The sequence below is a fragment of the Rhizobium skierniewicense Ch11 genome (assembly GCF_023757665.1).
GTDB lineage: Bacteria > Pseudomonadota > Alphaproteobacteria > Rhizobiales > Rhizobiaceae > Agrobacterium > Agrobacterium skierniewicense.
On the sequence record NZ_RXPG01000006.1, the window covers coordinates 113,408 to 126,506 of the forward strand.

Consider the following 13,099-nt stretch of genomic DNA (forward strand, 5'->3'; position numbering starts at 1 on the left):
TCGCTGGGATATTTGAAACAAGCAACCGGAGCGGCAAGGCCCTGTGGGTTCCTGCGGGTCTGGAGATAAAGGGCGGGAAATTTGATGGATTCGGTGGTGCAGGACAATCTCGACGAAAACGGTAAATCCATACCGGAGGAGAAGAGCCTGTGGGATAGCCCGGAGCGCTTCATCAACCGGGAGTTTTCGTGGCTGCAATTCAACCGCCGCGTTCTCGAGGAGACGCTGAACACTGACCATCCCTTGCTGGAGCGCCTGCGCTTTCTCTCGATATCCGCCGCCAACCTCGACGAATTCTTCATGGTCCGTGTGGCCGGTCTCGAAGGCCAGGTTCGTCAGAATGTGACCGTGCGTACACCGGATGGAAAGACGCCTGCCGAACAGCTCGAAGACATCCTCAAGGAAATCGATAATCTCCAGATGGAGCAGCAGGCTTCGCTTGCTGTGCTTCAGCAATATCTTGCCAAGGAAGACATCTATATCGTTCGCCCAGCATCGCTGTCCGATGAGGACCGCGTCTGGCTGGAGAACGAATTCGAGGAACTGATCTTCCCGGTTCTGACGCCGCTCTCCATCGATCCGGCGCACCCGTTCCCGTTCATTCCGAACCTTGGCTTTTCAATGGGCTTGCAGCTGGATAGCGTCAACGGCCGCGAGCCGATGACGGCGCTTCTGCGCTTGCCGCCCGCGCTCGACCGGTTCATTCGCTTGCCGGACGACAAGACGACAGTCCGCTTTATCACGCTGGAGGATGTCGTCGGCCTGTTCATCCACCGGCTCTATCCCGGTTACACGGTGCGTGGACTCGGCACGTTCCGCATTATCAGAGATAGCGATATCGAGCTTGAAGAAGAAGCCGAGGATCTGGTGCGCTACTTCGAAAGCGCCCTGAAGCGCCGCCGTCGCGGCTCGGTGATCCGCATAGAGACCGACAGCGAAATGCCCGCATCCCTGCGCCAGTTCGTGGTGCATGAGCTCAACGTGCCCGATAACCGCGTCGCGGTTCTTCCCGGGCTTCTGGCGCTCAACACCATTTCCGAATTGGTTAAGGCGCCACGCGACGATCTGAAATTCGAACCCTACAACGCCCGCTTCCCGGAGCGTGTGCGTGAGCATGCGGGCGATTGCCTGGCCGCGATCCGCGAAAAGGACATGGTGGTTCACCACCCCTATGAGAGCTTCGATGTGGTGGTGCAGTTCCTGTTGCAGGCCGCGCGGGACCCCAATGTTCTCGCCATCAAGCAGACCTTGTATCGCACGTCCAATGACAGCCCGATCGTTCGCGCGCTGATCGACGCGGCCGATGCCGGAAAGTCGGTGACGGCGCTGGTGGAGTTGAAGGCGCGGTTCGACGAAGAGGCGAATATTCGCTGGGCCCGTGACCTTGAGCGCGCAGGCGTCCAGGTCGTGTTCGGCTTCATCGAACTGAAGACCCACTCCAAGATGTCGATGGTCGTGCGCCGGGAAGATGGCAAGCTGCGCACCTATTGCCACCTGGGAACGGGCAATTACCACCCGGTGACGGCAAAGATCTACACCGATCTGTCCTTCTTCACCTGCAATCCGAAGATTGCCCACGACATGGCAAACATCTTCAACTTCATCACCGGTTACGGCGAGCCGGAAGAGGGGATGAAGCTGGCGGTTTCGCCCTATACGATGCGGTCGCGCATTCTCAAGCATATCAACGATGAAGCGGAGCATGCCCGAAACGGTGCTCAAGCGGCGATCTGGATGAAGATGAATTCGCTTGTTGACCCCGAGATTATCGATGCGCTGTATCATGCGAGCGCGGCCGGTGTGGAGATCGATCTGGTTATCCGCGGCATTTGCTGCCTGCGGCCACAGGTGCCGGGTCTTTCCGACAACATCCGCGTCAAGTCCATTGTGGGCCGCTTCCTGGAACACAGCCGCATCTTCTGCTTCGGCAATGGTTACGGCCTGCCGTCCGACAAGGCGCTGGTCTACATCGGTTCCGCCGATATGATGCCGCGAAACCTGGATCGACGTGTGGAAACCATGGTGCCTTTGGTCAACCCAACGGTGCATGAGCAGGTTCTTTCGCAAATCATGCTGGGCAATCTCATTGACAACCAGCAGAGCTACGAGATACTGCCGGACGGAACGTCGAGGCGCATCGAGGTGCGCAAAGGCGAGGAACCGTTCAACGCGCAGCACTACTTCATGACCAACCCAAGCCTTTCGGGACGCGGTGAAGCCTTGAAGTCCAGTGCGCCCAAATTGATAGCCGGGCTGATATCATCCCGCAAGAAACAGGCTGAATGACACGATCAGAAGCACAGGGGCGGCTTGCTGGCTTAGCCCCCGTTTCCGTCATAGATATCGGCTCGAACTCCGTTCGTCTCGTTGTATATGAAGGTCTTTCGCGCGCCCCTGCGGTGCTTTTCAATGAAAAAGTCCTGTGCGGGCTTGGTAAGGGCTTGGCTCTGACCGGTCGAATGGATGAGGAAGGCGTCACGCGTGCGCTTGCCGCCTTACGTCGTTTCCACGCATTGTCGCAGCAGGCGCAGGCGCAAAAGCTTTATGTGCTGGCGACCGCTGCTGCGCGGGAGGCGAGCAACGGCCCCGATTTCATCCGCGATGCGGAAGCCATTCTCGGGTGCGAGATCGAGGTTCTCTCCGGTGAGAAGGAAGCGCTCTATTCCGCTTACGGCGTCATCAGCGGCTTCCACGATGCCGATGGCATTGCCGGTGACCTAGGCGGTGGCTCGCTGGAACTGATCGACATCAAGGGCAAAACCTGCGGCGAGGGGATTACCTTGCCATTGGGTGGCCTGCGACTGTCCGAACATTCCGGTGGCTCCATCGAGAAGGCCACCACCTTTACGAAAAAACAGGTCAAAACCGCAAAGCTGCTGGCCAAGGGCGAAGGGCGGACGTTTTACGCCGTTGGCGGCACATGGCGAAACATCGCCAAACTGCACATGGAAATCACCGGTTATTCGCTGCACATGATGCAGGGCTACGAGATGCCGCTGGCCGATATGCTGAGTTTCCTCGATGAAGTGATCGCTTCCAAGGACAGCAAGGACCCGGCATGGCAGGCGGTTTCCAAGAACCGTCGTACGCTTCTGCCTTTCGGCGCCGTTGCCATGCGCGAAGTGCTTGAGGTGATGAAGCCCTCCAAGATCGCATTTTCGGCGCAAGGTGTTCGCGAAGGCTATCTTTATTCGCTGTTGCCGGAGGTCGAGCAGAAGGCCGATCCGTTGCTGGTGGTGGCCGACGAACTGGCCATTCTTCGCGCCCGTTCACCCGAACATGCGCGCGAGCTTGCCGATTGGAGCGGGCGCACCGTGCCTGTGTTCGGCATTACCGAAACAGAAGACGAGGCGCGCTATCGCCAGGCAGCCTGCCTGCTGGCCGATATCAGCTGGCGCGCGCACCCGGATTATCGCGGATTGCAGGCGCTCAACATCATCGCGCACTCGTCCTTCATCGCCATCACGCATCCCGGGCGCGCCTATATCGCGCTGGCAAATTACTACCGCTTTGAAGGATTGAACGATAACGGCACGACCCAGCATCTGACGTCCATCGCAGGGGACAGAATGCAGGAACTGGCCAAGCTGCTCGGCGGTCTGCTGCGTGTGGTTTATCTGTTTTCGGCATCCATGCCCGGCGTCGTCGATCACCTGAAGTTCCGTCGTTCGGAACGCAAAGACGTCGATCTCGAATTCGTCGTGCCGCATGAGTATCACGACTTTGCCGGTGAACGCCTCGAAGGTCGTTTGCAGCAGCTTTCGAAGCTGACGGGCAAGAAGCTGGCCTTCGTGTTCGAGTGAGCGATAAGGAGCGCCTTCGACATCGGTCGAAGGCGCTACCAAATCCCAATTATTTGGCGTCCAGCAAGTCTTTCACCTCAAGCACAACGAACTCGTTATCATCGGCCTTGTCCAACGCCCGACCGGCCGAAAAGGGAAGGTTGTTGTCGTTGCCGACGATGATGTGCGTCGCATCGACGCGATCGACGTTTTCGATGGTGACGAAAGGCATGGTGTAGATGCCGTTTTCACTGCCCTGGAGGGCCTTCTTGTCGGGATCGGCAATCTTCATCAGGTCTATGTAGCCGATCTTGCGCGCTGCCTTGCCAACATTCGCATCGTTGAATTCGATCTTGTAGATGCGCTTCAATTTGGCAGGAACCGCAAAGCAATCGGCCTCGGGCTTCTTGGCGTCCGCACAGGCCTTGTCGCTGGTGCCCGCGCCATTGTCGCGCTCTATCAACAGCGCCGTCGCGTCATCCAGCATGTTGAAGTCGCCAATCGCTTCGCCACCGTCTGCCAGCGGATATAGCCAGGTGCGGCCCGTCCAGCTTTTGGACGCGACATCGAGCTCGATGATGCGAAGCCCGGTTGCGCCATCTTCGGTCTTTTCGACCTGACCTTCAGCGTTATAGAGCGGACCTTCGAGAAGGCCGTAAATCCTGGTGCCGTCCCTGGACATCGCCATGCCTTCGAAACCACCCGAGCGCTTCAGGTTGAAGGCTGGGAGTTTCTGCGTTGGATTGGCAGGCAGCGACAGGGTTGGATGATCGGGCGATTTGACGTCGACATCGCCAGCCTTCGTTGCGATCACATCCGTCAACCTGCCGTCGCGGGTGAATTTCAGGATGTAAGGGCCGAATTCTTCACCGACCCAGAATCCATCCTCTGTTGGCTGGATGGATTCCACGTCGAAATCCGCGCCGGTGAGATAGCGCTTGTCGGAGCCTTCCATGACGATCGGAAACGGTGCCCTCTTGTCCGGATCGGAGAGGAACACCGTTTCGAGTGCGTTGACCTTGCCGACGTCCCAGTCAAGCTTCAGATGATGCAGCATCAGCATGGAATCGCTGGAGTTCGCCTTGGAGCCGAAGCCGTTGTCCGACAGGCTCCAGAACGTGCCGTCGCTCATCGTCTTGATGCCGGAAAAGCCCTGCATGGCCTGACCGTCGAACGGCATCGACAGTCCGGTGGTGCGAACGCCATCCTTGCCGGGAACCGTTCCCAGGCCTTCCGCGCGCTTCCGGTCCGGCGTCGTGAATTTTGCGGACGTCTTCAGATGCTGGGGCGCGTCCGATGGCGCCGGGATGATCGTGTTTGCGGGCAACACGGCGTGCGACACGAGCTTTGCTGGAAACTCCTTTTCCGCTGCAAAGGCGGAGATGGTGCCGAGTGCCAGAATGGCAACCGAGGCGAGGAGGGTCTTTGTCATGGAATTACCTTTGGGTTTGCATCTGCAATGCACGGACCGTTAGGCAAGCTTCATGACAGCTGGTTGATGCGTTGTTGAAGATTTGATGACGCTGATGGAAAATATGAGCGTTAGCTCATAACCGCGTGACGGCTAAGGGCACAGACGCCCAATGTCTGCCCACGCCCCTTCACGGCATGCTCGCCCAGATACTCGCTTTTCACGCCCTTCGGCAAAAGCAGCTGATGCGCAAGATCTGACGATATGAGGACGGGATGCCCCAGCATCTTGCTCAGCGACTCAAGCCGCGCCGTCGTGTTCACCGTATCGCCGAAATAGGTAATCTTGTGGTGATCGACACCGATTTCAGCGGTGATGACAGGCCCGCCATGAATGGCAAAGCGCAGTTTCGGGACCGCCCCAAACCGCAACAGCCAATCGGCGCGACCGTCTTCTATGGTTTTCAGAATATCGAAAACGCAGTTGATGCAGGCGGCACGCCGGATTGCCATGTGGTACGGCCAGGTGATGATGGCGGCATCGCCGATATAGTCATCGATGACACCGCCGTGCCGCCTCACCGGGCCAGCGTAAGCCGAGAACAATTCGCCGAGATACTCCTGCGCGCGCAAATCGCCGTGCATTTCGGCAAAGGACGTCGATCCCACGAGATCAACGAACAGGAAAACACGTTCTTCGCTGACCGGACGGCGATACCGCCCAAGAATGAGGTCGATGAAAATGTCCCGACCCAGGAGTTCACGAACACGCATGACGAAAACGATGATGGCGCAGACGCACAGAATGAACAAAAGCGACTGCATTTCCGCATGGACGGCTTTTTGCCATGTCACCGGCAAAACGCCGGTCGCCCACAAAATCGTGCCGCCGAAACCGAAGCCGCAGAACACCAGCACGGCATAGGCCGAAAACGCAGAGAGAATGTAAGCGGGTGTTGGCAACATGCTGATTCTGCGCGACAGGCCCGGCATGATATAGCCGCGCTCGAAGGCCAGAATGGGCGCGCAGGAGAACAATGCGTAGGTCGCGCCGATCAGGGCACCACCGCCATATTCCAGGAATGCATAGGCAACACCGCTTCCAGCCACCGCCAGAAACAGCATCACATAGTCCAGCATCGCTAGAAGTTTTCTCATGACGGCTCTTTGTTTGGACGTTACGGCTGGCCTGCGACTGTGCCGGACCGGACATCCCATTCCCGACGGTTGCGACCATATTGTGGAAACTAAAGGTCAAAAAGTGATGTTTTGGTAAGGTAGCGTGTATGGGTGAAAGCTGTGACCGAGTTACATCGGTTACACGTCGCGATCAGCAATGAAGATCAATATTGATGTTGTGGTGGTTCGGTCAGCAGCTACGGCGCATCATCCCTGTTGCGGCAATTCCAGTGCTTCGACCTTCTTGCCTGCGAAGCGAAGCGCCACTTCGCCGCGAATCAGTTTCAGCGCCGGTTCGCCGAACAAATCGCGGCGCCAGCCAGAAAGAGCCGGTACCGACGCCTCTTCACCTTCCGATGCGATCTTGTCGAGGTCTTCGCTGTTGGCGATGACTTTGGCAGCAACGCCGTGCTTGTCGGCCGTCAGCTTCAGCAGAACCTTGAGAAGTTCAACAGCGGCACCTGAACCTTCCGGTGAATGGCTTTGGCGAGGCGGGTGTGGCATGTCGCCTTTCGGCAAAGCAAGCGCTGCATTGACCGTATCGATGATGGCTGTACCGGAGGATGAACGTTCCCAACCCTTCGGAATGGTACGAAGGCGCGAGAGTGCCTCCGTGTCCTTCGGCTGTTGCTGGGCGATTTCGAAGATGGCATCGTCTTTCAACACGCGCGAGCGCGGCACGTTGCGCGACCGCGCCTCACGCTCACGCCAAGCGGCGATGAATTTTAAGATTGCGAGTTCCGTCGGCTTGCGAAGACGCGATTTCAACCGCAGCCAGGCATCGTCGGGATGCATGTCGTAGGTTTCCACCGATTCGAGGACGTCCATTTCTTCCTTCAGCCAGGAGGAACGGCCTTCACGATCCAGCTGTGCTTGCAGCGCCAGATAGACGTCACGCAGGTGGGTGACATCGGCCAGTGCGTAATCCAGCTGCTTTTCCGTCAGCGGACGGCGGCTCCAGTCGGTGAAGCGCGACGACTTGTCGATCTGCACGTTCTTGATCCGCTGGACAAGCTGATCATAGGAAATGGAATCACCGAAGCCGCACACCATCGCCGCAACCTGCGTATCGAAGATCGGGTGGGGAATGAGACCGCCGAGATGATGGATGATTTCGATGTCCTGGCGGGCGGCATGGAAAACCTTGATGACACTGGTATCGGCCATCAGTTCGAACAGCGGCGTCAGATCGAGATCTTTCACGAGAGGGTCGACCAGCACCTCGAGCGTCGGGCTGGCCATTTGAACGAGACAAAGCTGAGGCCAGAAAGTCGTTTCGCGGAGAAATTCCGTATCGATGGTGATGAAATCGGATTTCGCCAGTTCCTTGCAGGCTTCGGCGAGTGCTGCTGTCGTCTCAATCATTATCTTTTTGCCGCTCATGGAAAGTATCAAACTTACTTTCCCTTTGAAGCGCCCGTGTCAATACAGGCGCGGCTCTTCTTGTCTCTCTGTCACATCTTTATGGGGGTAGAGGACAGCTATCCGTCTTTTTTGTCCCGTTCCGATGCAGATGGCGCGGCAAGTCTGGTGAAATAGGCCGAGGTGCGCAAAAGCGAGCGGAAGCGCCAGGTGCGCTCCTCCACCGGCACTGCGGCCCGCACGGTCAGGCGGTAAAGGGTGTAGATCATGAAAACGACCTGGATGGCTGCCGTATAGGCAAACAGCGCTTTGGGGCCGAAAAGATCGATGAGAAGCGAAGCGAGAAGAGGGCCGACCGTTGCCCCCATAGACCAGAAGAACAAAAGCCCGGCCGACATCATGGCGTGCTCGCCCTCCTTGGCATGATCATTGCCATGCGCCGAGCTGAGCGAGTAAAGCGGCAGCGCGAAGGCGCCGAAGACAAAGACGCCCATGACGTTTCGAAACTCGTCGGTTCCGGCGAAGAACGACAGAAACAGGCCTGTCACGACCGAGCAGGCGGTGGTCGCGACGATGACGATGCGTCGGTCGTACCGGTCTGAATAGGCCCCCAGCGGATATTGCAGCACGACACCGCCGATGATGCCCGCACTCATGAAGGTTGCAATCGACGTCACTGACATCCCGATCTGCTCGGCATAGATGGGGCCAATGTTGCGAAACGCCGACATGCTCAGACCGACGGCGATACAGCCGACGACCGCCAGCGGCGAAATGCGCCACACCGCGAAGAGATCGAACGGCACCTGTTTGGGAGGGGCCGGGTTCGATTTGTCGGCAAGGGAGATGGGGACCAGCGAGAGCGTCAGGGCCATGGCGATCAACGAGAAGATCGCAGGTCCCTCGATCCCCACGGCGGGAATGACGTATTGCGCCAGCGTGACGGAGCCCAAATCGACGAAGCGGTAGATCGACAGCGTTTTCGCGCGGTTGGAATTCGTCACCTGCGCATTGATCCAGCTTTCGATGGTGGCGAACAGACACGCCACCGCAATGCCGATGATGAAGCGCATAGCAAACCAGAAAACCGGATCGGTAATCAGGATCATCGTGATGGAGGCTGCAGACGCGACGGCGGCCATGGTGGAAAAGGCCCTGATGTGGCCGATCTTTCGCAACAGGCGGGTCACGTTGACACAGCCTACCGCAAAGCCCAGGCTATAACCGGCGCTGATGAGGCCGATGGTGCTGGCCGAAAAACCTGCCGATGATCCACGCAATGCGATGAACGTGCCTTGCAAGCCATTTCCGCCGATCAAAATACCCGCCGTCAGCAGAAGGGGAATGAGGGGTCGTATCTGGCTCATGCGGCATACATCGCGTATCTTGAGGGCTTTGGAAGCTGAGACTATCGATAAACGATTCTCGCTGAACGAATACGCTTAAACGCGGCGCTATTCGGGACAATATTGCGCTTTGCCTTGACAAATCGGGTCTGTCATGCGCTTTTCCGCCCGATTTAGAATACGCGATCCATGTGCGTGATCGCCGCTATGTTTCAGGATAACAAAATGCATCGTTACCGCAGCCACACCTGTGCCGCTCTCCGCAAGTCGCATGTCGGCGAAACCGTTCGCCTTTCCGGCTGGGTTCACCGTGTACGAGATCATGGCGGCGTTCTCTTCATCGACCTTCGCGACCACTACGGCATCACGCAGGTGGTGGCAGACCCGGACAGCCCGGCTTTCAAGTCTGCGGAAGTTGTCCGTGGCGAATGGGTCATCCGTATCGACGGTCTCGTCAAGGCGCGTTCGGAAGACACGGTCAACAAGACCATGGAGACGGGCGAGATCGAGCTTTACGCGCAGGAAATCGAAGTGCTGGCCGCGTCCAAGGAACTGCCGCTGCCGGTCTTTGGCGAGCCTGACTATCCTGAAGACGTGCGCCTGAAGTACCGCTTCCTCGACCTGCGCCGCGATACGCTGCACAAGAACATCGTCAAGCGCACGCAGATCATCTCCGATATGCGCCGCCGCATGGGCGATATCGGTTTTGCCGAATATTCCACGCCGATCCTGACGGCCTCGTCGCCGGAAGGCGCACGCGACTTCCTCGTGCCGAGCCGCATCCACGAAGGCAAGTTCTTCGCGCTGCCGCAGGCGCCGCAGCAGTACAAGCAGCTTCTGATGGTGGCTGGTTTCGACCGTTACTTCCAGATCGCACCGTGCTTCCGCGATGAAGACCCGCGCGCAGACCGTCTGCCGGGCGAATTCTACCAGCTCGACCTCGAAATGAGCTTCGTGACGCAGGAAGACGTCTGGGACACGATGGAGCCGGTCATTCGCGGCGTGTTCGAGCAGTTTGCCGAAGGCAAGCCCGTGACGCAGACCTTCCGCCGCATCGCCTATGACGACGCGCTCCGTACATACGGTTCCGACAAGCCTGACCTGCGCAACCCGATCGAAATGCAGGCTGTGACAGACCATTTCGCCGACTCCGGCTTCAAGGTCTTCGCAAACATGATCGCCTCCAACCCCAAGGTTGAAGTCTGGGCAATTCCAGCCAAGACCGGTGGCTCCAGAGCGTTCTGCGACCGCATGAATGCCTGGGCGCAGGGGCAGGGCCAGCCTGGTCTTGGCTACATCTTCTGGAAGGAAGAAGACGGCAAGGTTGTCGGCTCCGGTCCACTCGCCAAGAACATCGGCGAAGAACGCACCGAAGCGCTTCGCCAACAACTCGGCCTTAGTGCCGGTGATGCCTGCTTCTTCGTGGCTGGTGACCCTGCCAAGTTCTACAAATTCGCAGGCGAAGCCCGCACCCGCGCTGGTGAGGAGCTGAACCTCGTTGACCGCGACCGTTTCGAGCTGTGCTGGATCGTTGACTTCCCGTTCTTCGAATATAACGAAGAAGAAAAGAAGATCGACTTCGCCCACAACCCGTTCTCCATGCCGCAGGGCGGAATGGATGCGCTTGAGAATCAGGACCCGCTGACGATCAAGGCCTACCAGTACGACATGGTCTGCAACGGCTACGAAATCGCTTCCGGCTCCATTCGTAACCAGTCGCCTGAACTGATGGTCAAGGCCTTCGAGAAGGTGGGCTTGAGCCAGCAGGACGTGGAAGATCGCTTCGGTGGCCTCTACCGCGCCTTCCAGTACGGCGCACCTCCGCATGGGGGCATGGCGGCCGGTGTGGACCGCGTCGTCATGTTGCTGACCGGCACGAAGAACCTGCGTGAAATCACGCTGTTCCCGATGAACCAGCAGGCGCAGGATCTTCTGATGAACGCACCAGCGCCAGCATCGCCAACGCAACTTCGCGAACTGGCTCTGCGCGTCGTGCCGACGCCGAAAAAGGATTAAGCGAAAGTCTGTAAGGGTTGCTTGATCGTACCCTTGCTATCGTGATCAACGTCTTGGCGGTGGCTTCAGCTACCGCCTTTTCTTTTTGCGGCCGGTCTGTTCCTTTTTTCCAAAACTCGAAAAGCGCTGGTTCACCTGATTTTTCAGCCACGATGACGGATCCCTTCCACGGATGACCCGGCTCTTCCAACAGGCATCTGATCTCTTATCCGTCTTCAAGACCTTGCAGTGCGGGCGATCTGCCCTTATAGAAGGCGTACTCACCACGGACCCGGTGTAACCCCGGGTGGCTCTTCTGGCCGCCGATCCGCCAGACAACGCAAAGCATCGTTTCGTCTTTTCGTTTACCCGAGCATGGCTCTGGGGCGGTGTGTATCAGTTTGCGAAAAATCTCAAATGAACACATTTCAAACTTACAAGCGTGAGTGGTTTTCGAACATTCGCGCGGACATTCTGTCCGGCATCGTCGTGGCTCTCGCGCTGATACCTGAAGCGATCGGCTTTTCCGTGATTGCGGGCGTCGATCCGAAAGTGGGGCTGTTTGGCTCCTTTGCCATCGCCTGTGTCTCTGCCTTCACCGGCGGCAGGCCAGGTATGATTTCGGCGGCAACCGCCGCCACGGCCGTGTTGATGGTGACGCTCGTCAAAGAGCACGGCCTGCAATATCTCTTCGCGGCCACCCTGTTGATGGGCCTGCTGCAAATCCTGGCGGGTCTCATCAAACTCGGTCGGGTCATGCGGTTCGTTTCCCGCTCCGTCATGACCGGGTTCGTCAACGCGCTCGCCATTCTCATCTTCATGGCGCAGTTGCCCGAGCTTATCGGCGTGCCTGTCAGCACCTATGTGATGATTGCGGGCGGTCTTGCCATCATCTACCTGTTTCCGCGGGTGACACGGGCGATCCCGTCTCCTCTGGTGGCCATTGCCGTGCTGACGCTCGTGTCGTTCTATTCCGGCATGGATCTGCGCACCGTTGGCGATCTTGGCGAGCTGCCATCGTCATTTCCGCTTTTTGCCCTGCCGCAGATACCGCTGACATGGGAAACCTTGCAGATCATCTTCCCTTATTCTGCAGCGCTTGCCGCTGTCGGCCTGCTGGAATCGCTGCTGACAGCCCAGATTGTCGATGACATGACGGACACGCCCAGCAACAAGAGCCAGGAGTGCATAGGCCAGGGTGCAGGCAACATCGCCGCTGCGTTTATCGGCGGCATGGGTGGCTGCGCGATGATCGGTCAATCCGTCATCAACGTATCCTCCGGCGGGCGAGGGCGGTTGTCGACCTTCGTGGCCGGCGCCTTCCTCTTGTTCCTCATCCTCGTTCTGGACGATATCGTGCGTATCATTCCCATGGCTGCACTCGTGGCGATCATGATCATGGTGTCCATCGGTACGTTTTCCTGGCGGTCCATTCTCGACCTGCGCCACAACCCGCCATCATCCAGCATCGTCATGCTGGTGACCGTCGGTACGGTGCTTGCAACGCATGATCTGGCGCAGGGCGTTCTGGCGGGTGTGTTGCTGTCGGGCGTTTTCTTTGCTGGCAAGGTCGCAAAACTGTTCCATGTTCGCACCGAAACAGGTGTGGATGACAACGAGCGTATCTACCGTGTCGATGGTCAGATCTTCTTTGCCTCGACGGAAAGCTTCGTCGCGGCCTTCGATTTTGCCGAGCCGGTGGAGCGTGTCGTCATCGACGTGACGCAGGCGCATCTGTGGGACATCTCCGCCGTTGGCGCACTCGACAAGGTCGTGTTGAAATTCCGCAAGGCGGGCAAACAGGTCGAGGTCATCGGTGCCAATGACGCAAGCGCCCACATGATCGACCGCTTCGCTCTGCACGACAAGCCGGATGCGGCTCCCCAAGCGCTGCATTAAAAGCTGATTTCGCTGAAAAAAAGAAAGCCCCGGAGTGATCCGGGGCTTTCCAGACTGCTGACAAACCCCTGGTCACATCGGGGGGGTTATGATTCATTGGGACATGTTGAAGAAACCTGCTCCCGA

The 13,099-nt window shown here is 58.1% G+C and carries 8 protein-coding genes and 1 other annotated feature; of the genes, 4 read left to right on the forward strand and 4 right to left on the reverse strand.

Annotated elements, in window-relative coordinates:
- Positions 1-84 precede the first annotated feature (84 nt).
- On the forward strand, positions 85-2,286 hold the full coding sequence (locus EKM04_RS06790) for an RNA degradosome polyphosphate kinase (protein ID WP_183897524.1): 2,202 nt from the start codon (positions 85-87) through the stop codon (positions 2,284-2,286).
- Entirely contained in the window at positions 2,283-3,803 is a 1,521-nt protein-coding gene (gene ppx / locus EKM04_RS06795; RefSeq protein ID WP_183897525.1) for an exopolyphosphatase, read from the forward strand. Before EKM04_RS06790 ends, ppx begins: the two co-directional genes overlap by 4 nt.
- A gap of 49 nt (positions 3,804-3,852) precedes the next feature.
- Here ppx and EKM04_RS06800 read toward each other — a convergent pair whose 3' ends face one another.
- The 4 genes from EKM04_RS06800 to EKM04_RS06815 form a co-directional block, all read right to left on the reverse strand.
- Positions 3,853-5,214 (reverse strand): esterase-like activity of phytase family protein, encoded by a 1,362-nt coding sequence (locus EKM04_RS06800; protein ID WP_183897526.1) that lies wholly within the window; start codon positions 5,212-5,214, stop codon positions 3,853-3,855.
- Between the two features lie 110 nt (positions 5,215-5,324).
- A complete protein-coding gene (locus EKM04_RS06805) occupies positions 5,325-6,350 on the reverse strand; it encodes an adenylate/guanylate cyclase domain-containing protein (RefSeq protein ID WP_174152629.1) in 1,026 nt (341 codons plus the stop codon).
- 228 nt (positions 6,351-6,578) lie between these two features.
- Positions 6,579-7,736 carry a ribonuclease D gene (gene rnd / locus EKM04_RS06810; RefSeq protein WP_183897527.1) on the reverse strand — a complete coding sequence of 386 codons (1,158 nt, stop codon included), beginning with the start codon at positions 7,734-7,736 and terminating at the stop codon, positions 6,579-6,581.
- Between the two features lie 116 nt (positions 7,737-7,852).
- Positions 7,853-9,100: an MFS transporter gene (locus tag EKM04_RS06815; protein ID WP_183897528.1), complete on the reverse strand. Its 1,248-nt coding sequence runs from the start codon at positions 9,098-9,100 to the stop codon at positions 7,853-7,855.
- Positions 9,101-9,304: 204 nt separating this feature from the next.
- Here EKM04_RS06815 and aspS point away from each other — a divergent pair, with 204 nt between their 5' ends.
- On the forward strand, positions 9,305-11,095 hold the full coding sequence (gene aspS / locus EKM04_RS06820) for an aspartate--tRNA ligase (RefSeq protein WP_183897529.1): 1,791 nt from the start codon (positions 9,305-9,307) through the stop codon (positions 11,093-11,095).
- Positions 11,096-11,359: 264 nt separating this feature from the next.
- Positions 11,360-11,415, forward strand: a sequence feature (sul1 is cis-regulatory element that is thought to sense ions involved in sulfur or methionine metabolism; They are found in Alphaproteobacteria).
- A 76-nt stretch (positions 11,416-11,491) separates the two neighbouring features.
- The gene (locus EKM04_RS06825; RefSeq protein WP_174152633.1) at positions 11,492-12,973 is read left to right on the forward strand and encodes a SulP family inorganic anion transporter; all 1,482 of its coding nucleotides are present in this window, start codon (positions 11,492-11,494) and stop codon (positions 12,971-12,973) included.
- The last annotated feature ends 126 nt before the right edge of the window (positions 12,974-13,099 follow it).